This is a genomic window from Kluyvera genomosp. 1, assembly GCF_001266615.1.
Classification (GTDB): Bacteria; Pseudomonadota; Gammaproteobacteria; order Enterobacterales; family Enterobacteriaceae; genus Kluyvera; species Kluyvera cryocrescens_A.
Map to the genome: position 1 here is coordinate 37999 of NZ_LGHZ01000005.1, position 25479 is coordinate 63477.

Consider the following 25479-nt stretch of genomic DNA (forward strand, 5'->3'; position numbering starts at 1 on the left):
TATGCCCCAATTTTTAACGCGTATGGGCCGGCGACAGCGGCCGTGGCGTGGCGGGTTATTTGGCCTCGCCTGCCTGGTTTTATCCGGGTGCAATACTTCGCTGGTACCCCATCATGGTGGATCCAGCAGTGACGGTAACGAACCGCGCCAGCAGGTAGCAGATTACCTGTCGACCGACTGTGATGATATCTGGGCGCTGAGCGGCGAGACGGCCGAAAACAACCCTCTTTATTGGCTGCGCGGCATGGACTGCGCAGACCGTCTGCCGGCGGCGCGTGCGCGCGCCGATGCCAATGCGCTCTCGGTGGAAAACTGGCAGGGGGCGTTCAAACGCGGCATCCTGCTGTCGGATGCGAAAATCACCCCAACCGAGCGTCGGCAGGTGGTGGCTGACATTGATGCCCACAGTTCGAGTATTCCTGCACGTATTCGCCCGCTATATCAGATTTGGCGCAATGACCAGACGCTACAGCTGTCGCTTGCCGATGAGCGTCAGCGCTACGGTAAACTTCAGGAAACCAGCGATGCTCAGCTGGACGCGCTGCGCGTGCAGCAGCAACAGCTGCAGGCGGAGCTGGATTTAACCACCCGCAAGCTGCAAAACCTGACGGATATTGAACGTCAACTCTCCAGCCGCAAACCGGGGGCCGATATGAGCCACGGCGGCGCATCTGACGAGGATAAACATGACGAACCGTAAACCCGCGCACCTGCTGTTGGTGGATGATGATCCCGGCCTGCTTAAACTGCTGGGCATGCGCCTAACCAGTGAAGGCTACCGGGTGCAGACCGCCGAAAGCGGCCAGCAAGGATTACGGGTGCTGGCGAAGGAGCGTATTGACCTTGTCATCAGCGATTTGCGGATGGACGAGATGGACGGTTTGCAACTGTTCAGCGAAATTCAAAAAGTACAGCCGGGTATGCCGGTTATCATTCTCACCGCCCATGGTTCTATTCCCGATGCGGTGGCAGCGACCCAGCAGGGCGTTTTCAGCTTCTTAACCAAACCGGTTGATAAAGACGCACTGTACAAGGCAATTGATGAAGCCCTGGAGCGCTCGTCTCCGGCGATGGATGAGCAGTGGCGGGAAGCCATTGTCACCCGTAGCCCGCTGATGCTGCGTTTGTTGGAGCAGGCGCAGATGGTGGCGCAGTCCGATGTTAGCGTGCTGATTAACGGCCAAAGCGGTACCGGGAAAGAGATTCTGGCGCAGGCAATTCATAACGCTAGCCCACGCCACGCCAAGCCTTTTGTGGCTATTAACTGCGGTGCGCTGCCAGAACAGCTGCTGGAATCTGAGCTGTTTGGCCACGCGCGCGGTGCGTTCACCGGTGCGGTCAGCAATCGTGAAGGGCTGTTCCAGGCCGCCGAGGGCGGCACGCTGTTCCTCGATGAAATTGGCGATATGCCCGCGCCGCTTCAGGTCAAACTGCTGCGCGTGCTGCAGGAACGTAAGGTGCGCCCGCTGGGCAGTAACCGCGATCTGGACATTAACGTACGCATTCTTTCGGCAACCCACCGGGATCTGCCTAAGGCAATGGCGCGCGGCGAGTTCCGTGAGGATCTCTTCTACCGTCTGAACGTGGTGAACCTGAAGATCCCGACCCTTGCCGAACGCACCGAAGATATTCCGCTGCTGGCTAACTATCTGCTGCGCCAGGCTGCGGACCGCCACAAACCTTTTGTCAGAGCCTTTTCGACCGATGCTATGAAGCGGCTGATGGCGGCAAACTGGCCGGGCAACGTGCGTCAGTTGGTTAACGTTATTGAGCAGTGCGTGGCGTTAACTTCTTCGCCGGTGATAAGCGATGCGCTGGTGGAGCAGGCGCTGGAAGGGGAGAATACCGCGCTGCCGACTTTCGTTGAGGCGCGTAATCAGTTTGAGCTGAATTATCTGCGTAAACTCCTGCAAATCACCAAAGGCAACGTGACCCATGCGGCCAGAATGGCCGGACGAAACCGTACCGAGTTCTATAAATTGCTCTCGCGGCATGAACTGGATGCGAACGATTTTAAAGAGTAGCACCGGACAAACGTCTGATTTATGATACGGTGAGCAACCGGTTACGCGATAAAAACGACAGGAACACCATGAAAAAAATTGATGCGATTATTAAACCCTTCAAACTCGATGACGTACGTGAAGCGCTGGCGGAAGTCGGTATCACCGGGATGACGGTAACGGAAGTGAAAGGCTTTGGTCGTCAGAAGGGCCACACCGAGCTGTATCGTGGCGCGGAGTACATGGTGGACTTCCTGCCGAAGGTTAAAATTGAAATCGTGGTGACCGACGATATCGTCGATACCTGTGTGGATACCATTATCCGCACCGCGCAGACCGGAAAAATCGGCGACGGTAAAATTTTCGTCTTTGACGTGGCGCGCGTCGTACGTATCCGTACCGGTGAAGAAGACGACGCAGCGATTTAATCCGCGTCGTTTCGTATGATTTTGAAGGCCCGAGAGCTTAACGTTCTCGGGCCTTTTTCATTACAGCACCTTATGCGGGCCGAAGCATTCGTAGTGGATACGCTCGGCGTTCACGCCCAGTTCCACCAGCTGCTTCGCCGCATATTGCATAAACACCACCGGGCCGCAGAGATAGAACTGCATCTGCGGATCCTGCAGGCTCGCTGCCAACGGTGCCAACGTCATCAATCCCTCAGTGTCAAACGCCTTGCCCTGACGATCGCTGTCGGTTGGCGTGCGGTACCACAGGTGGGAAGTGAAGTGAGGAAGCTGTGCGCCCAGCGCTTTCACCTCATCGGCAAAGGCATGAACTTCGCCGTTTTCCGCGGCGTGGAACCAGTTTACCTGTGCCGGATGTTGGCTTTTCGCCAACGTATCCAGCATTGCCAACATTGGCGTTTGGCCTACGCCGCCGGAGATGAGCGTCACTGGCGTTTGTGGCGTCACCTGCAGGAAGAAATCCCCGGCCGGAGCCGCCAGATAAACGACATCACCTTCTTTCGCCGCATTATGTAACCAGCTTGATACCTGACCGCCGTCTTCGCGTTTTACCGCGATGCGATAGCTTTTACCATCCGGTTTGCGGGTCAGCGAGTACTGACGAATTTCCTGGAACTCAAAATCTTCAGGTTTCAACCACACTGCCAGATACTGACCCGGTTGGTAGTCTGCGACCGGCTGACCATCGACAGGTGCCATTTCGAAACTGGTGATTAGCGCGCTACGTGGGGTTTTATTGATGATGCGGAACGCACGGGTGCCTTCCCAACCGCCAGTTTTGCTGGCGCTCTCACGGTAGATTTCAGCTTCGCGGTTAATAAACACGCCGGCCAGCACGCCGTAGGCTTTGCCCCAGGCATCCAGCACTTCCTGGCCCGGGCTGAACATCTCATCTAACGTTGCCAGCAGGTGGCCGCCGACGATGTCGTACTGCTCGGGTTTAATCTGGAAGCTGGTGTGCTTCTGCGCAATTTTTTCCACCGCCGGTAGCAGGGCCGCCAGGTTTTCAATATTGCTGGCGTAGGCGGCAATGGCGTTGAACAGCGCTTCACGCTGATCGCCGTTGCGCTGGTTGCTCATGTTGAAAATTTCTTTGAGCTCCGGATTGTGAGCAAACATCCGGTCATAAAAGTGGGCGGTGAGTTTTGGTCCGGTCTCAACCAGCAGGGGGATAGTGGCTTTTACGGTGGCGATGGTTTGAGCATCAAGCATGGCAGGTCTTCCTTTGATTATCACTTAATGTTGCATATTAAATGCATCTTATAAAAATACCCCTGCTTTGTAAATGGTTCTTTGAGATATTGCACCAACTCGGTTACAACATGAATTATTCGCATCACAATCCTGAAAAGAAATCGCCTTCCCGGCCGAAGGTCTTTATTCCTCAAGCCCTTGTGTGGCTTGAAGGTAAACGTTTGCGTAATTTCGTTTGTCAAGACCTGTTATCACAGAACGATTCGGTTATACTGTTGGCCGTTGTCCAACTGGACTGCCTTTTTCAGGGCAAAATTTTATTGTTAGCTGAGTCAGGAGATGCGGATGTTAAAGCGTGAAATGAACATTGCCGATTATGATGCCGAACTGTGGCAGGCTATGGAGCAAGAAAAAGTACGTCAGGAAGAGCACATTGAACTGATCGCCTCCGAAAACTACACCAGCCCGCGCGTCATGCAGGCACAGGGTTCTCAGCTGACCAACAAATATGCTGAAGGTTACCCAGGCAAGCGTTACTACGGCGGCTGTGAATACGTTGACGTGGTTGAGCAGCTGGCAATTGACCGTGCAAAAGAACTGTTTGGCGCAGACTACGCTAACGTGCAGCCACACTCCGGTTCTCAGGCTAACTTCGCGGTCTACACCGCGCTGCTGCAGCCGGGCGATACCGTTCTCGGTATGAACCTGGCACAGGGTGGCCACCTGACCCACGGTTCCCCGGTAAACTTCTCCGGTAAACTGTACAACATCATTCCTTACGGTATTGATGAGTCCGGTAAAATTGACTACGAAGACATGGCGAAGCAGGCTCAGGAACACAAACCGAAGATGATCATCGGTGGTTTTTCCGCTTACTCCGGTATCGTTGACTGGGCAAAAATGCGTGAAATCGCTGACAGCATCGGTGCGTATCTGTTCGTCGACATGGCGCACGTTGCGGGTCTGATTGCCGCAGGCGTTTACCCTAACCCGGTTCCACACGCTCACGTTGTCACCACCACTACCCACAAAACCCTGGCTGGCCCACGCGGTGGTCTGATCCTGGCGAAAGACGGTAGCGAAGAGCTGTACAAAAAACTGAACTCCGCTGTCTTCCCTAACGCTCAGGGCGGCCCTCTGATGCACGTTATCGCGGGTAAAGCGGTAGCGCTGAAAGAAGCGATGGAACCAGAGTTCAAAATCTATCAGCAGCAGGTTGCCAAAAACGCCAAAGCGATGGTGGAAGTGTTCCTGAACCGTGGTTACAAAGTGGTTTCTGGCGGGACTGAAAACCACCTGTTCCTGCTGGATCTGGTAGACAAAAACCTGACCGGTAAAGAAGCTGATGCCGCGCTGGGCCGTGCGAACATCACCGTTAACAAAAACAGCGTACCAAACGATCCGAAGAGCCCGTTTGTGACTTCTGGCGTTCGTATCGGTTCTCCGGCTGTGACTCGCCGTGGCTTCAAAGAAGCCGAAGTGAAAGAGCTGGCTGGCTGGATGTGTGACGTGCTGGACAACATCAATGATGAAGCCACCATCGAACGCGTGAAAGCGAAAGTGCTGGATATCTGCGCACGTTTCCCGGTTTACGCATAAGCGTTAATCGTCAGATGTGAAAAAGGCCGCGAAAGCGGCCTTTTTTGTGTTTAACAGAGCAGAGAATTAACGTCGGTCCAGCGATATTTTCCCTGGCCCAACAATCGCCAGCAGCAGGAATCCACCGGCAATACTGATATTTTTGTAGAAGTTAATCATGTTCGGCATCACCGCATCGCCGGTCATGTTCCAGAAATGGTGGCCAATCACCGCCGTCCCCAGCGTATAGAAGACAAAGATGACCGCCAGAGGGCGCGTAAAGAAGCCCAAAATCACCAGAATCACCGCCGGAACTTCCATCACAATGGCAATGACTGCCGCCAGTGAAGGCATTGGCGCGCCTGACGAGGCCATATACTGCACCGTGCCGTCAAAGTTGAGCATTTTGGGATAACCGGAAAGGATAAACAGCAGCACGATGGCGATACGGGCGATCAGCAGCATGAGATCGCGTGAAGCACCAAAGTCGAGATAACGAAGACAGTTCATGGCAGTTCCTTTGTGTAAGTACGTATGATTTAAACGTAATACACAATTTTGTGACCTGCCACACAGGAGAGCGAAATCAGTATTTCGGCTGGTGAGTCGTGGGTGTCGCGTTTCGCTGATGGTGCGAAAGTTTCCCTCGTCCTGGAGGGGAGGGAGTCTCTCGAGCTAACGTGCTACAGCGATTTCAACGCCACGCTTTCGTTGCGCAGCGCATCTTCATCCACCGGACGACCGGACTGAATCAGCTTACGCAATACGCGTACTTCACGCCCATTATTCAACGTTACCGCGCCGGTCAACGCACCGTCACGCAGGTTGAACCAGATGGCCTTTTTATCGCCTGGATTACCGCGCAGCAGCCACGTTTCGCCCTGCATATCGCCGACAAACTGCAGATTATCGCTGTACTGATCGGTCCAGAACCAGGCGGGCGCTGGCTCAGGCAATGGTTGGCCAAGCATTGCTGCGGCAGCCGTCTGCGCTTGTAGATTGGCATTTTCCCAGCTTTCGACCCGGCGCAGCGAGCCATCGGGCTGGCGTACGATCGCCACATCGCCGGCGGCAAAAATGGCCGGGTCCGAGGTGGTGCAGGTGGTGTCGACGATAATTCCGTTTGCTGTCTTAAGCCCTGCATCGCGCGCCAGCGCATCGTTGGCCACAATACCAATCCCGTAAATGACCGCATCGGCCATTAGCCTCTCGCCATTTTGTAGCGTTAGGGAAACAAACTCGCCGTTTTCGACGTGCTCAATCGCGCTATTTAACAGTACTCGTACACCCGCCAGCTGATGGCGAGCCAACAGATAGTCGCGTACCGGCGCCGGAGCATTGCGGCCCATCACCGTGGAGGCTAATTCGACAACCGTGACCCGGCAGCCACGCTGGGTAGCGCTGGCGGCGAGTTCAAGACCAATCGTGCCTGCGCCGATAACGACCAGCGATTTTCCCGGCTCAAGCAAAGGGCGCAGACGTTCTGCGTCGCTAGAGTGGCGCAAAGTGAAACAGCGTTCGCCCAGCGTGTCGAGAAGCGGCAGCGGTCTGGCCGCCGCGCCGGTAGCCAGCAATAGCTGGGTCCAGCGATAGGTTTGACCATCCGTCAGAACCAGGCTGCGAGTGGCACGGTCAATATGGCGAATCGTCACCCCCAGATGAAGCTGGACGTTATTCTCCTGCCACCAGTTTGCCGGCAGGACCGGCTGCAGCTGCGGGTTATCGTCGAGCAGCATGGCTTTCGACAGCGGCGGTCGTTCATAGGGTAGGTGCGTTTCATCGGAAAAAAGATGCAGTGTGCCGTGAAAACCCTGCTGGCGCAGTGCGGCAGCAGCCATCGCTCCGGCTTGTCCACCGCCAATAATGGCAATAATCGGTTCACTCATGACAACTCCTTAAAGATCCAGACCGGCGGCAACATGGCGGATCCCTCGGATCGCGAGACCCGCGTCAGCATTGATCATCACGCCGCTCAGCGTGCGGTTGTTGCGCCGCGAGGCCAGCATCAGATACGGGCCAGTAAAATCGGCGGGTTCCGGGAAAAACTGCAGCGGCAGGATGGCGGAAATTTTCTCTGGCGTCAGCGACTGCATAATGGACGTGTCGCTTTGCCCCAGCGCCTGTGGGCCGCGCAGGTCGGTCGCCATCCCGCAGGGGCCGACGCCATTGACACGAACTTTCGGCGCCAGCTCGTAGGCTAACTGGCGGATCAGGCCCGTCGCCGCGTGCTTGCTCGCGGTATAGAGCGGGCCACCACCGCCCGGATACCACGCCGCATTGGAAAGGGTGAAAATGATACTGCCTTCGCTGGCGATAAGCGCCGGAGCGCAGGCCTTGGCCCCCAGCAGATAGCCCAGCACGTTAACGTTAAACAGTTCGTGGAAGCCGCTCTCCAGCGAGTCGGCCGGGGTATTCATCAGTGACGCGTTATGATCCCAAATGCCGGCGTTACCAATAAAACAGTCCAGTTTGCCGAAGGTGTTGAGCACCTGTTCGACCGCGCGCTGGTAGTCGGCGTAGCAGGTCACGTTGCCCTCAACGGCCAGTACGTGCTCGCCAAAACGCTGGCGTAAGCTGGCGACTTTCGCCGCCGAGAGTTCGAGGGTGGCGACCTTCGCGCCTTCTTCAATAAAGCGTTCAACCAGCGCCAGTCCCAGGCCGGATCCACCGCCGGTAATAAACACCACTTCATCACGCAGATCGCTCATCATGCCTCCTCGGGAATATCAATAAACACGTCGCCACCGTCCACATGCACCGCATAGGTGGTGAGGGCATCGGTGGCGGGCAGGCACAGCGCTTGGCCGGTTTTCAGGCAGAAACTGGCGGCATGCAGCGGGCATTCCACCGTGGCGTCGTCCTCCAGATAGCCTTCTGACATGGAGGCGTTGCCGTGACTACAGCGATCGTTGATGGCATAAAACTCTCCGCCAATATGGAACAGGGCGATGACGGGAGAGGTTTCCAGGCGAAGGGCTTCCCCTTCCGGTAGCTCCGCAGTGGAGCAGGCAAATACACGATTCATCAGAAGAGTACGCTCAGGTTGTGGGAGGAGATCACCGCTTGATCGAGCACGATCTCACGTGCCAGCAGACGCCACTCGTCGCCCGGCAGGCGGCGGACTTTATCCACGCGGGTGCCGACGTAAAAGGTTTCGTCGCGCTCCTTTTGCGCGCGTGACAGCAAATAGTTGAGACGTACGGTAAACACATCCGGTTGGTCGGTTTCGCTCACCTGTAAATTGCTGATCAGGTGGCGGGTACGTGAAGGCGGTTCTTCTGCCCACGCCATCCCGGTTTCCAGACGAGCGATTCGGCGCTCGAGCTGATCTTTATTGTCGTTAAAAATCCAGGTGGTTGGCGGCTGTACGCCTTTGCGGCGGTCGCGAGTCTGGGCGTTGACGGTGGTGCGCATGGTGTAGCGAATATCATCGTCGAGCTGTGTCAGCCAGTCGCGGAACTGCCAGTCATCCAGCAGACGCGCTTCCTCAAACAGGAACTGGCTGATGCGATGATGTAGCTCAAGAGAGACGAAATGGCTCATTTCATCACCTCCTGCTGATAGGCGGCGGTTTTCTCGGTCACTTCCTGCCAGCTTTCGCTGTTGAGTAAATCGGCCCAGCGCTGGTACATACCGCGGGCGGCAGTCTCGGAGAAAATGTAGTTGGTGATCCCTGGAATACCATCGTCACGACGCTTCTCCTGGCCTAAGCCCATCTCCAGACACAGGCTGGTGTTACGCGCGCGGTTTCCTTTCAGCAGTTTTTGAATTTCACACCAGTTTTCCGAATCATCTTGCTCCAGGAATCCGGCCGGACCGAATGCGCGGGTCGCGCTGTTTTCAAAGGCGGCTTTGACTTCATCGGATGCGGCTTTATCGGTAATACAGAAGGCCCATACTTCTACTTGATCCGGGCCGCGCGGGTGCCAGACGCGCAGCGTGGCGGTGCCGTTAAGCCAGGAAAGCGTGGGGAAAATATTGTTGTGACCGGCGAGACGCAGGGCGCGCACTTTGCCCAGACGCTGCTCCGCTTCTGGGTAGGTCTCACGGTAATAGCTGGAGACTTCACCATCCACCCAGACGTTGGCGTCCGGCTGTTCAGTAAAGAAAAAGCCGCTGCCGTGCCCATCCTGACCAAACTGCAGCGCATCTTTGGCGGTTTCCCATACCGGGCGAGCGGTTTGCCCATCGCCCAGACGTTTGTCGCTACCGTCATCTTTTGCGCCAAGCACCTGCACGGCCGAAGCATGGCTAAACAGCGCATGGTACTGGTCGCTGGCAAACTGCTCGGCGGGGAATTTCCAGTTACAGTCAATAACCCACTTCTGTACGCCGCCGACGATTTCGGTACCGCCTTCGCGGCGATCCAGCACGCCGTCCAGATACCAGGCCATATCGCCTAGATAGTCGCGAAGCGTGGGTGCTGTCGTATCCCAGTTGCCGAAGATAAGCCCTTTATAGCTTTCGACGCACGGTACCTCGTTGAGCCCCCAGTGGGATTTGCACAACCCTTGCGGGTAGGCTCGCGGCTCCAGCGGCACGTCGATAAGTTCACCGTTTATACCGTAAGACCAGCCGTGATAGGGGCAGGTGAAGGCGCGGGTGTTGCCGCAGTCGGCGTAGCTCACGCGCATGGCGCGATGGCGGCACTGATTTAAAAACGCCTTGATGCTGCCGTCTTTTTGACGGACCACCACCACGGCGTCTTCGCCCATGTAGGTGTTAAAGAAATCGCCCGCTTTCGGGATTTGGCTTTCATGGGCCAGGAATAGCCAGCAGCGGCCAAAGATCCGCTCCATTTCGAGCTGATAGATGTCGGGGTCGGTATAAATTCGTGGGGTCACCCGACCTTGTTGGGTGTCTACCAGCGGGTAGACGTCGATTTTCGCTTTTGTGGTCATATTTTTTAATCCTGCAGGGTAAGAGGTATTGACCTTTTCATTTTTGTGTCATCCTTATGTTGCTTGTGGGTTATCGATATGTGAAATAGATAATTTCTACCAGCTGAGACGTTTTATCGATAACAAGGAGATGGGAATGGAGCTGAGGCATTTACGCTATTTCGTCGCGGTGGCGCAGGAACTCAATTTCACCCGTGCGGCGGAAAAACTGCATACCTCGCAGCCCTCCCTCAGCAGCCAAATTCGCGATCTGGAACAGTGCGTCGGTGTGTCTTTGCTGGAGCGTGATAAACGCAAAGTGACTTTAACCCGTGCGGGAGAGGGCTTTTTGGCCGATGCGCTGGCCATTCTTGAACAGGCGGAAATTGCCAAAATGCGTGCCTGCAAAGCGGCGCTGGATAACGATCATCTGGCGATTGGTTTTGTCCCTTCTGCCGAAGTTAACCTGCTGCCGCACGTGCTGCCGCTGCTACGCATGCGTCAGCCGGAGACGGACATTGAACTGGTGAGTCTGATCACTACGCAGCAAGAAGAGAAGCTGCGCAGCGGCGAGCTGGACGTCGGATTGATGCGTTATCCGGTTTTGGGGCAGGATATCAGCGTGGTTGAACTGTTCCACGAACCACTGGTGGTGGTATTACCGGCGGAGCATCCGCTGGCGAGCGAAAGCCGTATTTCCGCCCAGCAGTTGCATGGCGTTGACTTTGTGACCACCGATCCCGACTATTCCGGTGAGCTGTCGGCGGTGGTCAAAGCGTGGTTCGAAAAAGAGCACAGCCAGCCGAACATTGTGCAGGTGGCAACCAATATTCTGGTGACCATGAACCTCGTTGGTATGGGGCTGGGCGTGACTTTGATACCCGGTTATATGAATAATTTTAATACCGGCCAGGTGGTTTTTCGGCCAATTGACGGCGAGGCGCCGACTCTAGCGCTGCTGATGGCCTGGAAAAAAGGGGAGCTTAAGCCCGCGCTGCAGGATTTTATCGAACTGGCACAACGGCGACTCGAGCCCGTGCAGGCTTAATGACTGATTCTACAGCCGACTGCCCATTATCACGGGACTGACCGCGACGGGCAGAAAAAGGTTAAAAGTGATGTCCATCACAGTTCTCTGGTAAGCGAGATGGGTAATGCTCTTCGAAATGTGTGTTGAGTCAGTAGACTAAGGCCTCCATAACGGGAGGACCCATGGTTTTGCACTCCACGCGCTGGCTGGCGCTCAGCTACTTCACCTACTTCTTTAGCTACGGTATTTTTCTGCCTTTCTGGAGCGTTTGGCTCAAAGGAGCGGGGCTGTCGCCCGAAACCATCGGTCTTTTGCTCGGCGCGGGTCTGGTGGCGCGTTTTCTCGGCAGCCTACTGATTGCTCCGCGTGTTAGTGATCCTTCATTATTAATCCGCGTATTACGCATCCTCGCGCTGATGACGCTGCTGTTTGCGCTCATGTTTTGGGCTGGCACGCATGTCGCCTGGCTGATGGTGGTGATGATTGGCTTTAACCTGTTCTTCTCGCCGCTGGTGCCGTTAACCGACGCGCTGGCGAATACCTGGCAAAAACAGATAACCATGGATTATGGGCGAGTGCGCCTGTGGGGCTCCATCGCCTTTGTGATTGGCTCTGCGCTGACCGGTAAGCTGGTCAGCCTGTACGGCTATCAGGTCATCTTATTGATGCTGAGCCTGGGCGTGGCGTCCATGTTATTGGGTATGCTGCTCAAACCATCGGTTATGCCGCTCGGCGAATCTCGCCATCAGGAGTCGGTGGGCTGGTCGGCCTGGCGCACGCTGGTGGTACAAAACTGGCGATTCCTTGCCTGCGTCAGTCTGCTGCAGGGGGCGCACGCGGCCTATTACGGCTTTAGCGCCATATACTGGGAAGGGGCGGGGTATTCGGCATCGGCGATTGGCTATCTATGGTCGTTAGGGGTGGTCGCAGAAGTGGTGACCTTTGCGCTGAGTAAAAAGGTCTTTCGACGGTTTAGCGCCCGCGATCTGCTGTTGCTGTCGGCCATTTGCGGCGTGATACGCTGGGGGCTGATGGGCTGGACGACGAGCCTGCCGTGGCTCGTTCTGATTCAGATCCTCCACTGCGGTACCTTTACCGTCTGCCATCTGGCCGCGATGCGCTACATTGCAGCGCGCCAGGGCGGCGAAGTTATCCGCCTGCAGGCCGTCTATTCTGCGGTAGCGATGGGCGGCAGTATTGCGGTGATGACGATGTTTGCCGGCTTCCTCTACCAGCATCTGCATCAGGGGCTGTTCTGGGTGATGGCGCTGGTGGCGCTGCCTGCCGTACTGCTGCGGCCCAAGACCGTGGCACGCTAAGTCTCGAGTATTTTACAGATATGCTGCTGCTGATGTTCGCTGAGCGCCTGCTCTGCGTGAATCAGCGGCGGCGAAAACAGCGGCAGAACGATGGCATAAGGTGAAATCACCAGCGTGCTGTCCTTCGGAGCGCCCTGTTTCTGGAAGACGGGCACCGCCAGATATTTCACATTGAGCGGCAGCAGGGTCAACTCTCGCAGCTGTTGCTCAATTTCCTGTTCCAGCGATGGATTATCACCGGTTAATAACACCACCTGTTTTTCGTGCAATTCGCTCTCCTGCATTAATCCTGCTCCAAAAATTACCGCAATCAACGCCGCTTCATCATCGCTAAAACGCAGGGCAAAACGCGCTTCAAACTCGCGCAGCGCTTCGCGAGTGGTGCGGATAAGCCGCGGGTAGAGGCGGTGGATCTCTTCGGATAAATGGTTGTCGATACCGATTTCATAAACGCAGCGATTAAGCGCCTGCGCTAGATGAATATAGAGGTGATGGATCAAGCCTTTTTCATCGGTGAAGCGGCAGCCGGCGGTTTGCTGAAAGTGGCTAACAAGCTGCGCGACGGCCTGCTGGAGCTGTCGATCCTGTTCATGTTCATCATGGTGTGGGTCAGGGATTTTCAGCAGCATAAACAGCAGCGCCAGAAAGTGCTGTTCGTTGTGGTTAGGAATTTGACGTACGCGCCGCTGCCAGTGGCGCACAATCTCTGCTGCCGTTTGAAATTCAACGGTTGAGCTGGCCCATGCGCTTTGCTGCGGATTAAAGTGCGGGCTTTCCCCTTGATGATGCTGTAATAAACAGTATTGCAAATAGAGGCGTAAAAACTGCCCATCGCGGGATTCAAACTGCCGCTGCAGGCTACGCCCACAGCGGTTGACCAGCGCCTGAAGGTTGGTCTCGTCATAGAGGTTACGGGCGATTTTCAGCTGTTTAAGCTGCGTTTTGATCGCGGGCGTAAAATGATGGCTGATGAAATACGGACACAGGCGCAAGGCGCGGCGAAGCCAGTGCAGTAAGCACAGGCGCAGGTCGAGATTGGTGCCTTCAATCCGATAGCTGCCATCCGCCTGAGTGGCGATCGCCAGACGATGGTAACGCTCGATCTCCTGACCGGCATCAACGATATCTTGCCGGGCCGTTGAAACATCGACATTATTCACTTTGCCAATGTATTCCGGCGTAATGACATGTCCTGGGAGATACAGCATCAGCAGCGCCTGGCAACGGCGCTGCGGACTGGAAAGCACAGATGGCGGTTCGAGTACGGTCATCATCTGTTGGCATCCAGCAGCAGGTATTAGGAATAAGCGTAGACAAAAGATAACGGCAGCTAATGGGCTTTCGCTTAGGAATGCTGGAGGCGGTCACAGAATTTTTCACTGAGGAACGGATGAAGAGAGTGAAACAATGCGTGGTTCTGGTGTTTCTTGCGGTTTTATCGTTAAGCGCCCGTGCGCATCCGCACAGTTTTATTACCATCACCAACCAACTGGTGGTCAGTGACGGCCAGCTTACCGGCATGAAAATGCGCTGGACGATGGACGAACTGACCTCAGCCGATCTGCTTTACGATGCTGGAAATGCCAAGCCAGGAGATGAAGTGTGGAAAAAACTGGCGGCGGAAGTGATGGCCAACGTGCTGGGGCAGCACTATTTTTCTGAATTTTGGCATAACGGCCAAAAGGTGAAGTTTGACAATTTGCCCACCGCCTATGGCCTGGCACGCCAAGGGCACCAGGCAGTACTGACCTTCACGCTACCGCTTGCCAAACCGCAGCCGCTGGCGGGGCAGACCTATATTTTCTCCACTTTCGATCCGACCTATTACGTCGATATGAGTTATGAAAAAGACGGCGATGTTACCTTTGCACCTGATTATAAAGGCGCATGCAAAGTGAGCGTGCATACGCCAAAGCCTAATGAAGATATGCTCCTGTACGCCCAGTCGCTCGATAAAGAAGACGCACCGGCAGAGGACATGGAGTTAGGTAAGCAGTTTGCGCAGAAGGTGACCATACAATGTCCGTAATCTCCGTTAACCGTCGACCCGCGCGCCGCTGGCTACAGCTATGGCCCTTGTTGATTTTTGCTATCGCGGCCGTCGCCGGTTTGCTATGGCTGTGGCAGGTCTGGCCGCAGGTGATGCTCAAAAGCGTTATCTGGCAGCGCGAAGTTAACCAGCAGATGAGCAGCCTGCTCAAAGCGGTGGCCGCCAATCCGGGGCAGGCGGGGATGACGCTGCTGCTGTTTAGTTTCACCTACGGCGTGCTGCATGCGTTAGGGCCGGGACACGGCAAAGTGGTGATCACGACATGGCTGGCAACGCATCCCTCAAAATTAAAGTCGAGCATTGGCCTGACTCTGGCCTCGTCTTTATTGCAGGGGGTGGTGGCGATTGTTCTGGTCGTGGTGGTACTGAGCGTTCTGCAATTACCCGCACGGCAGCTGCACCTCAGCAGTTTTTGGCTGGAGAAAGCCAGCTATGGGCTGGTGGGCATACTGGGGCTGATGCTGTGCTGGCGGGCGCTGAAAAAGCTACGCACGCTGCTGCGAAAGCCGAAATTCACCGCGTTTATACCCCACCATGTTCATCATGACGGCTGTGGATGTGGACATCAGCATATGCCGAATCCCGACCAACTTGCGCGTGACGACGACTGGCGCGCCAGGCTGATGATTATTCTTTCAATGGGAATGCGCCCGTGTTCAGGGGCGATTATGGTGCTGTTGTTCAGTAAAGTGATTGGCGTATTTGCCTGGGGAATGGCCTCGGCGCTGGCAATGGCGGCGGGCACATCATTGACTATCACCTCGTTAGCGCTGCTGGTACATGCGTTTCGCACGCTGGCGGTCAGACTTAGCGGCAATAAAGCGCCGGTGCTGTGGCGGCAGGTGGGCTGGAGTACGTTGGCGTTAGCCGGGGGCGTGATTCTGGTGGTGGCGGCGGTGGTGATGTGGGGAAGTGCGGTTCCGGCGGGTCGCGGGCTGCGTCCGTTTTAAAAAAAAGGCCGGATAGCGGCTGACGCCCTATCCGACCTTCAATCTTGTTGCACCGGTAAGCATCACGCTACCGGGCAATCACTTAGCGCTTCAGCGCTTCGCTCAGTTCGTCACGCATGTTCGCCAGCATCGCTTTCACGACGCGTGGGTTACCGGCAACGATGTTGCCGGTCATCATGTAGTTGTGGCCACCGGTGAAGTCGCATACCAGTGCGCCTGCTTCACGAGCGATCAGTTCGCCTGCGGCGAAATCCCATGGCTTCAGGCCAATTTCGAAGTAGCCGTCAACGCGCGCTGCGGCAACGTAGGCCAGATCCAGCGCGGCAGAACCAGAACGACGGAAGTCCGCGCATTCGGTAAACATGTTGCCGAGGATCTTCATGTACGCTGGTGCGTGCTGCTTAGCTTTGAATGGGAAGCCGGTAGCGATGATGGTGCCATCCAGATCGCGAGCGATGCTGCCGCGCAGACGGTAGCCGTTGAGCTGTGCGCCCTGGCCGCGGGTAGCGGTGAACAGTTCGTTACGCATTGGATCGTAAACAACGGCGACTTCAGTACGGCCTTTGATGCGTACTGCGATGGATACCGCGAAGTGCGGCAGACGTTTGATAAAGTTGGTGGTGCCATCCAGTGGATCGATAACCCATTGAACATCCAGATCTTCGCCAACATGTTCACCGCTTTCTTCGGTGATAATGGTGTGTTGCGGGTAAGATTTGCGGATCGTTTCGATAATAATCGCTTCGGCGGCTTTATCGACGTTAGTCACGAAATCGTTACTGCCTTTCTGGCTCGTTTCTACTGAGTCAGGCGTTTCATAGTGTTTGGCAATTACATTACCCGCCTTGCGCGCTGCGCGCACGGCGATGGTCAGCATCGGATGCATCGGTCTCTCTCACTGGATGTTAAAGAACGGGAAAACGGCGCAGAGTATAGCAGCGAGAAAAGAACATGTCTTCGTTTTATGATAATATGGCCGAATAATCTTTAGACGAAGAATGACAATGCTGCAAAATATCCGAATCGTACTGGTCGAAACATCCCACACTGGCAACATGGGCTCCGTGGCCCGCGCTATGAAAACCATGGGCTTAACCAATCTGTGGCTGGTTAACCCGCTGGTCAAACCGGACTCGCAGGCCATCGCCCTCGCGGCAGGTGCCAGTGACGTTATTGGTAACGCGCAGATCGTCGATACTCTCGACGAAGCGCTGGCCGGATGTAGCCTGGTGGTGGGCACCAGCGCGCGTTCCCGCACGCTGCCGTGGCCAATGCTCGATCCGCGTGAATGCGGCCTGAAAAGCGTAGCTGAAGGTGCACACGCGCCGGTGGCGCTGGTGTTTGGCCGCGAACGCGTTGGCCTGACCAACGACGAATTGCAGAAATGCCACTATCACGTAGCGATTGCTGCGAACCCAGAGTACAGCTCGCTGAACCTGGCGATGGCGGTGCAGGTAATTGCTTATGAAGTGCGTATGGCCTGGCTGGCCGCGCAGGAAAGCGATGCCCCGGTCGTTGAACAGGATGAAACCCCTTATCCGCTGGTTGACGATCTGGAACGTTTTTACGGCCATCTGGAGCAGACGCTGCTTTCTACCGGTTTTATCCGTGAAAACCATCCAGGGCAGGTGATGAATAAGCTGCGTCGCATGTTCACCCGCGCCCGCCCGGAAAGCCAGGAGCTGAACATCCTACGCGGCATTCTGGCGTCGATTGAGCAGCAGAATAAAGGCAAGTAATCGCCGAAGGCCGGATGGCGCTTTGCTTATCCGGCTGACAGGCCGTGTTATTTACCGTCTGGTCAGGTCAGTCATGACGAGAAGCTGTTCATTATCAATAGCGCACGGAACGCCAAATACCTGACTAATTTACTCAAGTAAATAGTTGACTGTTTTAGTCGGGAATGTCAGACTTGGCCCTGCTATGCAATACCCCCACTATTATTAAAAACCCCGGGCAGGGGCGAGTTTTGAGGTTAAGTAAGACATGAGACTGACATCTAAAGGGCGTTATGCCGTGACCGCGATGCTGGACGTTGCACTCAACTCCGAATCGGGCCCGGTACCGTTGGCCGATATTTCTGAACGTCAGGGAATCTCACTCTCCTATCTGGAGCAGCTGTTTTCCCGTCTGCGTAAAAATGGTTTAGTGTCCAGCGTTCGCGGACCAGGCGGTGGTTATCTGCTGGGGAAAGAAGCTATCCACATCGCTGTGGGTGAAGTGATTAGCGCAGTGGACGAGTCCGTTGACGCAACCCGCTGCCAGGGTAAAGGTGGCTGCCAGGGCGGCGATAAATGTTTAACCCACGCACTGTGGCGCGATCTGAGCGACCGTCTGACCGGTTTCCTGAACAACATCACTTTAGGTGAACTGGTGAATAACCAGGAAGTTCTGGACGTGTCTGGCCGCCAGCATTCGCATGACACCACCCGCAACAATCGCGTACAAGACGCAATCGACGTTAAGTTACGTGCATAATCAACCGGCCCTGCCGTGTTCCGCGAAGGAACATCTGGCAGGGCAGGCTAAATAAAAAAGAGATTTCAGAGTCAGGCCGGGATTCACCTCCCGTCAACACGGTCGTACATCCAGCCGGTTGCCTGATTCCTTGCATTGAGTGATGTACGGAGTTAAAGAGCAATGAAATTACCGATCTATCTCGACTACTCCGCAACCACGCCGGTGGACCCGCGTGTTGCCGAGAAAATGATGCAGTGTCTGACCCTGGACGGAAACTTTGGTAACCCCGCTTCCCGTTCACACCGTTTCGGCTGGCATGCTGAAGAGGCGGTAGATATCGCCCGTAACCAGATTGCCGAGCTCGTTGGTGCAGACCCGCGTGAAATCGTATTTACTTCCGGTGCGACTGAATCCGATAACCTGGCGATTAAAGGTGCTGCCAACTTTTATCAGAAAAAAGGCAAGCACATCATCACCAGCAAAACCGAGCATAAAGCCGTTCTGGATACCTGCCGTCAGCTTGAGCGTGAAGGTTTTGAGATTACCTATCTGGCGCCACAGCGCAATGGGATTATTGACCTGAAAGAGCTCGAAGCGGCGATGCGTGATGACACCATCCTCGTTTCCATCATGCACGTGAACAACGAAATCGGCGTGGTGCAGGATATCGCGACTATCGGCGAAATGTGCCGTGCGCGCGGCATCATCTATCACGTTGATGCGACTCAGAGCGTGGGCAAACTGCCAATCGACCTGAGCCAGCTGAAAGTTGACCTGATGTCCTTCTCCGGTCACAAAATCTACGGTCCAAAAGGTATCGGCGCACTGTACGTTCGTCGTAAACCACGTATCCGTATCGAAGCGCAAATGCACGGCGGCGGTCACGAGCGCGGTATGCGTTCCGGTACTCTGCCTGTCCACCAGATCGTCGGTATGGGTGAAGCTTACCGTATCGCGAAAGAAGAGATGGAAACTGAGATGGCGCGTCTGCGCGGTCTGCGTAACCGTCTGTGGAACGGCGTGAAAGATATGGAAGAGGTTTACCTTAACGGTGATCTCGAGCAGGGCGCACCAAACATCCTCAACGTCAGCTTCAACTTTGTTGAAGGCGAGTCGCTGATCATGGCGCTGAAAGACCTGGCCGTCTCTTCCGGTTCTGCCTGTACTTCCGCAAGCCTTGAGCCATCCTACGTGCTGCGCGCGCTGGGTATGACTGATGAGCTGGCGCATAGCTCTATTCGTTTCTCTTTAGGTCGTTTCACTACCGAAGAAGAGATTGACTACGCCATCAATCTGGTTCGCAACTCCATTGGCCGTCTGCGCGACCTTTCTCCACTGTGGGAAATGTTCAAGCAGGGCGTGGATCTGAACAGCATTGAATGGTCACATCATTAATCGGTAGATAAGGAGAATTCATCATGGCTTACAGCGAAAAAGTAATCGATCACTACGAGAACCCACGTAACGTCGGTTCCTTCGACAACAGCGACGATAGCGTCGGCAGCGGCATGGTCGGTGCACCGGCCTGCGGCGACGTGATGAAGTTGCAGATTAAAGTCAACAATGAAGGTATCATTGAAGACGCGCGTTTCAAGACTTACGGCTGCGGTTCCGCCATTGCTTCCAGCTCTCTGGTTACCGAATGGGTAAAAGGGAAATCGCTGGACGAAGCACAGGCGATTAAAAACACCGATATCGCAGACGAGCTTGAACTGCCACCAGTGAAAATTCACTGTTCTATCCTGGCAGAAGACGCGATTAAAGCCGCGATTGCGGACTACAAAAGCAAACGTGAAGCAAAATAATTAAGAGTTGAGGTTATTATGTCGATTTCCTTAAGCGACAGTGCAGCAGAGCGAGTCAATACCTTCTTGTCAAACCGCGGTAAAGGGTTTGGCCTGCGCCTGGGCGTTAGAACGTCCGGCTGTTCAGGTATGGCCTATGTACTGGAATTTGTTGACGAGCCGGCGGCAGAAGACACCGTATTCGAAGACAAAGGCGTGAAGGTTGTCATCGACGGTAAAAGCCTGCAATTTCTTGATGGTACGCAGCTGGACTTCGTGAAAGAAGGTCTGAACGAAGGGTTTAAATTTACTAACCCGAATGTGAAAGACGAGTGCGGCTGCGGCGAAAGCTTTAACGTCTAGTGTTGAGTCCTGCCAACCCCACTCATGGTTTCATCGCTGTGCGTGGGGTTTGTTTTAAATAGTTAACCCTGAGATCGTCATGGATTACTTTACTCTTTTTAGTTTGCCAGCCGATTATCACGTAGACACTCAGGCCCTTGCGGCACGTTTCCAGGACCTGCAGCGTCAGAATCACCCCGACCGTTTTGCCAGCGCCAGCGACGCCGAACAGCTTGCTGCGGTTCAGCGCTCCGCCAACATTAACCAGGCATGGCAAACTCTGCGTCACCCGCTGACGCGTGCGGAATATCTGCTCTCCCTGCACGGTTTTGACCTCTCATCCGAACAGCACACCGTCCGCGATACCGCGTTCCTGATGGAACAGCTGGAACTGCGCGAAGAGCTTGATGAGATTGAACAGGCGAAAGATACAGACCGCCTTGAAAACCTGCAAAAACGCATTAAAACAATGTATACCCAACGCCAGCAGCAGATGGTGGCGGAATTAGACGCTAAGACGTGGGATGCGGCGGCGGATACCGTGCGTAAGCTGCGTTTTCTCGATAAACTCCAAAGCAGCGCTGAATTACTCGAAGAAAAGCTGCTCGATTTCTGATTTTGGAAGCTTAACATGGCCTTATTACAAATTAGTGAGCCGGGGCTGAGTGCCGCACCGCACCAGCGTCGTCTGGCGGTGGGCATCGATTTAGGCACCACCAATTCCCTGGTGGCGACCGTGCGTAGCGGCCAGGCTGAGACGTTGGCTGATAGCCAGGGGCGTCACCTGCTGCCGTCCGTCGTGCATTACCAGGCACAGGGTCACGTCGTCGGCTACGATGCGCGTGCTAACGCCGCGCAGGATCCGGCCAATACCATCAGCTCCGTAAAACGCATGATGGGGCGCTCGCTGGCGGACATTCAGGCGCGTTACCCACATCTGCCGTATCAGTTCCAGGCCAGTGAAAACGGCCTGCCGATGCTGGTGACTGACGCCGGCGTCCTGAACCCGATTCGCGTCTCCGCTGATATCCTCAAAGCGTTGGCCGCACGCGCAACGGAATCCCTTGCGGGTGAACTGGACGGCGTGGTGATTACCGTTCCGGCCTACTTTGATGATGCCCAGCGTCAGGGCACCAAAGACGCCGCGCGTCTGGCGGGCCTGCACGTTCTGCGTCTGCTCAATGAACCGACCGCAGCAGCCATTGCCTACGGCCTTGACTCCGGTCAGGAAGGCGTGATTGCCGTTTATGATCTCGGCGGTGGGACGTTTGATATCTCCATTTTGCGTCTGAGCCGTGGCGTGTTTGAAGTGCTGGCGACCGGCGGTGATTCCGCGCTGGGCGGCGATGACTTTGACCACCTGCTGGCTGACCATATCCGCGAACAGGCGGGTATTGCCGATCGCAGTGACAACCGCGTACAGCGCGAGCTGTTGGATGCTGCTATCGCTGCCAAAATTGCGCTGAGCGACGCCGATAGCGTTACCGTTGAGGTGGCCGGCTGGAAAGGCGAGGTCACTCGCGAACAGTTTAACGAACTCATTTCTGCGCTGGTGAAGCGCACGCTGCTGGCCTGTCGTCGCGCGCTGAAAGACGCGGGCGTGGAAGCCGAAGAAGTGAAAGACGTGGTGATGGTCGGTGGTTCAACTCGCGTGCCATTGGTGCGTGAACGCGTGGGCGAATTCTTTGGCCGCACGCCGCTGACATCTATCGACCCGGACAAAGTTGTCGCCATCGGCGCAGCCGTTCAGGCCGATATTCTGGTGGGCAACAAGCCGGACAGCGAAATGCTGCTGCTGGATGTGATCCCACTGTCGCTGGGCCTCGAAACCATGGGCGGCCTGGTGGAGAAAGTGATCCCGCGTAATACCACCATTCCGGTGGCGCGTGCGCAGGAGTTTACGACTTTCAAAGACGGCCAGACCGCGATGTCCATCCACGTGATGCAAGGGGAACGTGAACTGGTGCAGGATTGTCGCTCGCTGGCTCGTTTTGCGCTGCGCGGTATTCCGGCATTACCGGCGGGTGGCGCGCATATTCGCGTGACCTTCCAGGTCGATGCCGATGGTCTCCTCAGCGTTACGGCAATGGAGAAATCCACTGGCGTTGAATCCTCCATTCAGGTGAAACCGTCCTACGGTCTGACCGATGGCGAAATCGCTACCATGATTAAAGATTCCATGAGCTACGCCGAGCAAGACGTGAAAGCACGCATGCTGGCGGAGCAGAAAGTGGAAGCCGCTCGCGTGCTGGAAAGCCTGCACAGCGCGCTTGCTGCTGATGCCGCGCTGTTAAGCGCCGCAGAGCGTCAGGACATTGACCGCGTCGCCGCCGAACTGAGCGCGGCAGCCGAGGGCGATGATACTGACGCCATAGAACAAGCCATTAAAAACGTTGACAAACAAACCCAGGAATTCGCCGCTCGTCGTATGGACCAATCCGTCCGTATGGCGCTGAAAGGCCAATCCGTGGACGAGGTTTAATATGCCAAAGATTGTGATTTTGCCTCATCAGGACCTGTGTCCGGATGGCGCGGTTTTGGAAGCTGAAAGCGGTGAAACTATTCTCAACGTTGCTCTGCGTAACGGTATTGAGATTGAACATGCCTGTGAGAAATCCTGTGCGTGCACCACCTGCCACTGCATCGTCCGCGAAGGTTTTGATTCGCTGGCGGAAAGTACGGAAGACGAAGACGACATGCTGGATAAAGCGTGGGGTCTGGAGCCGGATAGCCGCTTAAGCTGTCAGGCGCGCGTTGCCGACGAAGATCTGGTGGTCGAAATTCCGCGTTACACAATTAACCACGCGCGCGAGCACTAACAGGGGATAGTATGGGACTGAAGTGGACTGACAGCCGCGAAATCGGCGAAGCGCTGTACGATGCCTTCCCGGACACCGATCCGAAGACCGTACGTTTCACTGACCTGCACCAATGGATTTGTGACCTCGAAGATTTTGATGATGACCCTCAGGCATCAAATGAAAAAATTCTTGAGGCAATTCTGTTAGTCTGGTTGGATGAAGCAGACTAATTTCGCGTCATGATTCACGTTGCAGATGCATTGGCTGCGTTTACTGGTCAATTTCCTGTAACGTGAAGCATTGAGTGAAAATTTCTTAACGGGCTGCCATTGGGCGGCCCGTTTGCTAATAAGGATAAATAAAATGACAGAAGCGATGAAAATTACCCTGTCTACCCAGCCAGCCGACGCGCGCTGGGGTGACAAAGCGACTTATAGCATTAATGACGACGGCATTTCCCTGCACCTTACCGGCCGTGATGACGCGGGCCTGATTCAGCGCGCAGCGCGTAAAATTGACGGCATGGGCATCAAGCACGTTGCGCTTGCCGGTGAAGGCTGGGACGTTGAACGCGCCTGGGCTTTCTGGTCTGGCTATAAAGGGCCGAAAGGCAGCCGTCAGGTTGAGTGGCCTGAACTGGATGATGTGCAAAAAGCCGAGCTGGATAACCGTCTCACCTATATTGATTGGGTACGCGACACCATCAACGCCCCAGCGGAAGAGCTCGGGCCAGAGCAACTGGCACAGCGTGCTGTTGATCTGCTGTGCGGCGTGGCCTGTGACCACGTTTCCTACCGTATTACCAAAGGCGACGATCTACGTGAGCAGAACTATATGGGCCTGCACACCGTGGGACGTGGTTCCGATCGCCCACCGGTTCTTCTGACGCTGGACTACAACCCAACCGGCGATAAAGAAGCGCCGGTTTATGCTTGCCTGGTGGGTAAAGGGATTACCTTCGATTCCGGTGGCTACAGCATTAAACAGAGCGCCTTTATGGATTCGATGAAGTCCGATATGGGCGGTGCGGCAACCGTAACCGGCGCGCTGGCATTGGCTATCACTCGTGGCCTTAACAAGCGCGTGAAGCTGTTCCTGCTCTGTGCCGACAACCTGATCAGCGGTAACGCCTTTAAGCTTGGCGACATCATTCACTACCGTAACGGTAAAAATGTCGAAGTGATGAACACCGATGCCGAAGGGCGCTTAGTGTTAGCGGATGGTCTGATTGATGCCAGCGCGCAGAAACCAGAGCTGATTATTGATGCGGCGACCCTGACCGGAGCGGCAAAAACCGCGCTGGGTAACGACTACCACGCACTGTTCAGCTTCGACGACCAGTTGGCGAACCGTCTGCTGGCAAGCGCGCAGGCAGAGAACGAAGCCTTCTGGCGTCTGCCGCTGGCCGAGTTCCACCGTAACCAGCTGCCGTCCAATTTTGCTGAACTGAACAACACCGGCAGCGCAGCCTACCCGGCCGGTGCGAGCACCGCAGCGGGCTTCCTGTCCCACTTCGTGGAAAACTACCATAAGGGCTGGCTGCATATCGACTGTTCGGCAACCTACCGTAAATCTGCCGTTGAGCAGTGGTCGGCGGGTGCGACCGGTCTGGGTGTGCGCACGATTGCCAATCTGTTGACCGCTTAGTCATTTTCGCTCCTCACCCTAACCCTCTCCCCAAAGGGGAGAGGGTACTGATCGACTCTTTCCCTTGACGCATAAGCTGAAGTGAGGAGCCGGCTTTCTCCCTCGCCCCTTTGAGAAGAGGGACGGAGTGAGGGGAATTCATGCCATCTGGAACCACTATGTCCGAAACCAAAAACGAATTAGAAACCCTGCTCGAGCAGGCTGCCACAGAACCTGCTCACCGTCCGGCGTTCTTCCGCACGTTGCTGGAATCCACCGTTTGGGTACCGGGTACCGCTGCTGATGACCAACAGGTTGTCGACGACAGCGCGCTTGAGCTACAGCACTGGGAAAAAGATGATGGGACTTCGGTTATCCCTTTCTTTACCTCGCTTGAGGCCTTGCAGCAGGCGGTGACCACCGAGCAGGCGTTTGTTGCCATGCCGGTGCGTACGCTGTTTGAGATGACCCTGGGTGAAACACTGTTCCTGAATGCGAAGCTGCCGACCGGCAAAGAGTTTACCCCACGCGAAATCAGTCATCTGATTGGCGAAGAGGGCAACCCGCTCAGCACGCAGGAAGTTTTAGAAGGCGGCAGCGCGCTGCTGCTCTCTGAAGTGGCGGAGCCGCCAGCGCAAATGGTGGAGTCGCTGACCACGCTGTTTAAAACCCTGAAAACGGTGAAACGCGCGTTCCTATGCTCAATCAAAGAGCATGCGGATGAACAGCCAAACCTGCTTATCGGTATCGAAGCGGAAGGGGATATCGAAGAGATTATTCACGCCGCCGGCAGCGTGGCGACTGATACCTTGCCGGGTGATGAGCCGATTGATATCTGTCAGGTGGTTGAAGGCGAAAAGGGCATTAGCCACTTTATGCTCGCCCATATCACGCCGTTCTATGAAAAACGCTGGGGTAGCTTCCTGCGTGATTTCAAACAAAACCGCATCATCTAAACGACGGCTCACGCCGCTTATTAGCCCGTAATCAGGCCG

28 protein-coding genes are annotated in these 25479 nt (G+C 55.4%); 19 read left to right on the forward strand and 9 right to left on the reverse strand.

Features of this window, described 5'->3' with window-relative positions; translation table 11 throughout:
* Nucleotide 1 precedes the first annotated feature (1 nt).
* The 3 genes from qseG (at nucleotide 2) to glnB (ending at nucleotide 2431) form a co-directional block, all read left to right on the forward strand.
* Nucleotides 2-700, forward strand: coding sequence for a two-component system QseEF-associated lipoprotein QseG (qseG, locus tag KP80_RS03790; RefSeq protein ID WP_231625903.1), 699 nt, complete (start codon nucleotides 2-4; stop codon nucleotides 698-700).
* On the forward strand, nucleotides 687-2024 hold the full coding sequence (gene glrR, locus KP80_RS03795; protein ID WP_052282259.1) for a two-component system response regulator GlrR: 1338 nt from the start codon (nucleotides 687-689) through the stop codon (nucleotides 2022-2024). The genes qseG and glrR overlap by 14 nt, the downstream gene beginning before the upstream one ends.
* Before the next feature lie 68 nt (nucleotides 2025-2092).
* The gene (gene glnB, locus KP80_RS03800) at nucleotides 2093-2431 is read left to right on the forward strand and encodes a nitrogen regulatory protein P-II (RefSeq protein ID WP_002438074.1); all 339 of its coding nucleotides are present in this window, start codon (nucleotides 2093-2095) and stop codon (nucleotides 2429-2431) included.
* 60 nt (nucleotides 2432-2491) lie between these two features.
* On the opposite strand, the gene hmpA is transcribed toward glnB, so the two are convergent.
* Nucleotides 2492-3682 carry an NO-inducible flavohemoprotein gene (gene hmpA / locus KP80_RS03805; RefSeq protein ID WP_052282260.1) on the reverse strand — a complete coding sequence of 397 codons (1191 nt, stop codon included), beginning with the start codon at nucleotides 3680-3682 and terminating at the stop codon, nucleotides 2492-2494.
* Nucleotides 3683-4009: 327 nt separating this feature from the next.
* On the opposite strand from hmpA, the gene glyA reads away from it, so the two are divergent.
* The gene (gene glyA / locus KP80_RS03815) at nucleotides 4010-5263 is read left to right on the forward strand and encodes a serine hydroxymethyltransferase (RefSeq protein WP_052282261.1); all 1254 of its coding nucleotides are present in this window, start codon (nucleotides 4010-4012) and stop codon (nucleotides 5261-5263) included.
* A 66-nt stretch (nucleotides 5264-5329) separates the two neighbouring features.
* Here glyA and KP80_RS03820 read toward each other — a convergent pair whose 3' ends face one another.
* From KP80_RS03820 to hcaE, 6 genes are all read right to left on the reverse strand, one after another.
* The gene (locus tag KP80_RS03820) at nucleotides 5330-5752 is read right to left on the reverse strand and encodes a DoxX family protein (RefSeq protein ID WP_052282262.1); all 423 of its coding nucleotides are present in this window, start codon (nucleotides 5750-5752) and stop codon (nucleotides 5330-5332) included.
* A gap of 173 nt (nucleotides 5753-5925) precedes the next feature.
* Nucleotides 5926-7128: a phenylpropionate dioxygenase ferredoxin reductase subunit gene (hcaD, locus tag KP80_RS03825; protein ID WP_052282263.1), complete on the reverse strand. Its 1203-nt coding sequence runs from the start codon at nucleotides 7126-7128 to the stop codon at nucleotides 5926-5928.
* Between the two features lie 9 nt (nucleotides 7129-7137).
* Nucleotides 7138-7950 carry a 3-phenylpropionate-dihydrodiol/cinnamic acid-dihydrodiol dehydrogenase gene (gene hcaB, locus KP80_RS03830; RefSeq protein ID WP_052282264.1) on the reverse strand — a complete coding sequence of 271 codons (813 nt, stop codon included), beginning with the start codon at nucleotides 7948-7950 and terminating at the stop codon, nucleotides 7138-7140.
* A complete protein-coding gene (hcaC, locus tag KP80_RS03835; protein WP_052282265.1) occupies nucleotides 7950-8267 on the reverse strand; it encodes a 3-phenylpropionate/cinnamic acid dioxygenase ferredoxin subunit in 318 nt (105 codons plus the stop codon). The genes hcaB and hcaC overlap by 1 nt, the downstream gene beginning before the upstream one ends.
* Nucleotides 8267-8785: a 3-phenylpropionate/cinnamic acid dioxygenase subunit beta gene (hcaF, locus tag KP80_RS03840; RefSeq protein ID WP_052282266.1), complete on the reverse strand. Its 519-nt coding sequence runs from the start codon at nucleotides 8783-8785 to the stop codon at nucleotides 8267-8269. Before hcaF ends, hcaC begins: the two co-directional genes overlap by 1 nt.
* Nucleotides 8782-10143 carry a 3-phenylpropionate/cinnamic acid dioxygenase subunit alpha gene (gene hcaE, locus KP80_RS03845; protein WP_052282267.1) on the reverse strand — a complete coding sequence of 454 codons (1362 nt, stop codon included), beginning with the start codon at nucleotides 10141-10143 and terminating at the stop codon, nucleotides 8782-8784. Before hcaE ends, hcaF begins: the two co-directional genes overlap by 4 nt.
* Before the next feature lie 136 nt (nucleotides 10144-10279).
* Here hcaE and hcaR point away from each other — a divergent pair, with 136 nt between their 5' ends.
* Together hcaR and KP80_RS03855 are read left to right on the forward strand one after the other, a co-directional pair.
* Complete coding sequence (hcaR, locus tag KP80_RS03850) at nucleotides 10280-11170, forward strand: DNA-binding transcriptional regulator HcaR (protein ID WP_052282268.1); 891 nt, start codon at nucleotides 10280-10282, stop codon at nucleotides 11168-11170.
* Between the two features lie 164 nt (nucleotides 11171-11334).
* Entirely contained in the window at nucleotides 11335-12471 is a 1137-nt protein-coding gene (locus KP80_RS03855) for a 3-phenylpropionate MFS transporter (RefSeq protein ID WP_052282269.1), read from the forward strand.
* On the opposite strand, the gene csiE is transcribed toward KP80_RS03855, so the two are convergent.
* A complete protein-coding gene (gene csiE / locus KP80_RS03860; RefSeq protein WP_052282270.1) occupies nucleotides 12468-13745 on the reverse strand; it encodes a stationary phase inducible protein CsiE in 1278 nt (425 codons plus the stop codon). The two genes, KP80_RS03855 and csiE, sit on opposite strands and share 4 nt — an antisense overlap.
* 116 nt (nucleotides 13746-13861) lie before the next feature.
* Between csiE and KP80_RS03865 the strand changes: the two genes are divergently transcribed.
* Nucleotides 13862-14500, forward strand: a complete 639-nt coding sequence (locus KP80_RS03865) for a DUF1007 family protein (protein WP_052282271.1) — start codon at nucleotides 13862-13864, stop codon at nucleotides 14498-14500.
* Nucleotides 14491-15471, forward strand: a complete 981-nt coding sequence (locus KP80_RS03870; RefSeq protein WP_052282272.1) for a nickel/cobalt transporter — start codon at nucleotides 14491-14493, stop codon at nucleotides 15469-15471. Before KP80_RS03865 ends, KP80_RS03870 begins: the two co-directional genes overlap by 10 nt.
* A gap of 82 nt (nucleotides 15472-15553) precedes the next feature.
* Here KP80_RS03870 and suhB read toward each other — a convergent pair whose 3' ends face one another.
* Nucleotides 15554-16357, reverse strand: coding sequence for an inositol-1-monophosphatase (gene suhB, locus KP80_RS03875; RefSeq protein WP_052282273.1), 804 nt, complete (start codon nucleotides 16355-16357; stop codon nucleotides 15554-15556).
* Nucleotides 16358-16475: 118 nt separating this feature from the next.
* On the opposite strand from suhB, the gene trmJ reads away from it, so the two are divergent.
* The 11 genes from trmJ to sseB all read left to right on the forward strand — a co-directional run bounded on the left by trmJ (nucleotide 16476) and on the right by sseB (nucleotide 25440).
* On the forward strand, nucleotides 16476-17210 hold the full coding sequence (gene trmJ, locus KP80_RS03880) for a tRNA (cytosine(32)/uridine(32)-2'-O)-methyltransferase TrmJ (RefSeq protein WP_052282274.1): 735 nt from the start codon (nucleotides 16476-16478) through the stop codon (nucleotides 17208-17210).
* Between the two features lie 247 nt (nucleotides 17211-17457).
* Nucleotides 17458-17949 carry a Fe-S cluster assembly transcriptional regulator IscR gene (gene iscR, locus KP80_RS03885; RefSeq protein ID WP_052282275.1) on the forward strand — a complete coding sequence of 164 codons (492 nt, stop codon included), beginning with the start codon at nucleotides 17458-17460 and terminating at the stop codon, nucleotides 17947-17949.
* A 162-nt stretch (nucleotides 17950-18111) separates the two neighbouring features.
* Nucleotides 18112-19326: a cysteine desulfurase gene (gene iscS / locus KP80_RS03890; protein WP_052282276.1), complete on the forward strand. Its 1215-nt coding sequence runs from the start codon at nucleotides 18112-18114 to the stop codon at nucleotides 19324-19326.
* A gap of 23 nt (nucleotides 19327-19349) precedes the next feature.
* Nucleotides 19350-19736, forward strand: coding sequence for a Fe-S cluster assembly scaffold IscU (gene iscU, locus KP80_RS03895; RefSeq protein WP_004866383.1), 387 nt, complete (start codon nucleotides 19350-19352; stop codon nucleotides 19734-19736).
* A gap of 18 nt (nucleotides 19737-19754) precedes the next feature.
* Complete coding sequence (iscA, locus tag KP80_RS03900) at nucleotides 19755-20078, forward strand: iron-sulfur cluster assembly protein IscA (protein ID WP_052282277.1); 324 nt, start codon at nucleotides 19755-19757, stop codon at nucleotides 20076-20078.
* Nucleotides 20079-20157: 79 nt separating this feature from the next.
* Entirely contained in the window at nucleotides 20158-20673 is a 516-nt protein-coding gene (hscB, locus tag KP80_RS03905; RefSeq protein ID WP_052282278.1) for a co-chaperone HscB, read from the forward strand.
* A gap of 15 nt (nucleotides 20674-20688) precedes the next feature.
* Nucleotides 20689-22539, forward strand: coding sequence for a Fe-S protein assembly chaperone HscA (gene hscA, locus KP80_RS03910; protein WP_052282279.1), 1851 nt, complete (start codon nucleotides 20689-20691; stop codon nucleotides 22537-22539).
* A gap of 1 nt (nucleotide 22540) precedes the next feature.
* A complete protein-coding gene (fdx, locus tag KP80_RS03915) occupies nucleotides 22541-22876 on the forward strand; it encodes an ISC system 2Fe-2S type ferredoxin (RefSeq protein WP_052282280.1) in 336 nt (111 codons plus the stop codon).
* 11 nt (nucleotides 22877-22887) lie between these two features.
* On the forward strand, nucleotides 22888-23088 hold the full coding sequence (iscX, locus tag KP80_RS03920; protein ID WP_052282281.1) for a Fe-S cluster assembly protein IscX: 201 nt from the start codon (nucleotides 22888-22890) through the stop codon (nucleotides 23086-23088).
* 133 nt (nucleotides 23089-23221) lie between these two features.
* Nucleotides 23222-24505, forward strand: a complete 1284-nt coding sequence (gene pepB / locus KP80_RS03925; protein WP_052282282.1) for an aminopeptidase PepB — start codon at nucleotides 23222-23224, stop codon at nucleotides 24503-24505.
* A gap of 158 nt (nucleotides 24506-24663) precedes the next feature.
* On the forward strand, nucleotides 24664-25440 hold the full coding sequence (gene sseB, locus KP80_RS03930) for an enhanced serine sensitivity protein SseB (RefSeq protein ID WP_052282283.1): 777 nt from the start codon (nucleotides 24664-24666) through the stop codon (nucleotides 25438-25440).
* The last annotated feature ends 39 nt before the right edge of the window (nucleotides 25441-25479 follow it).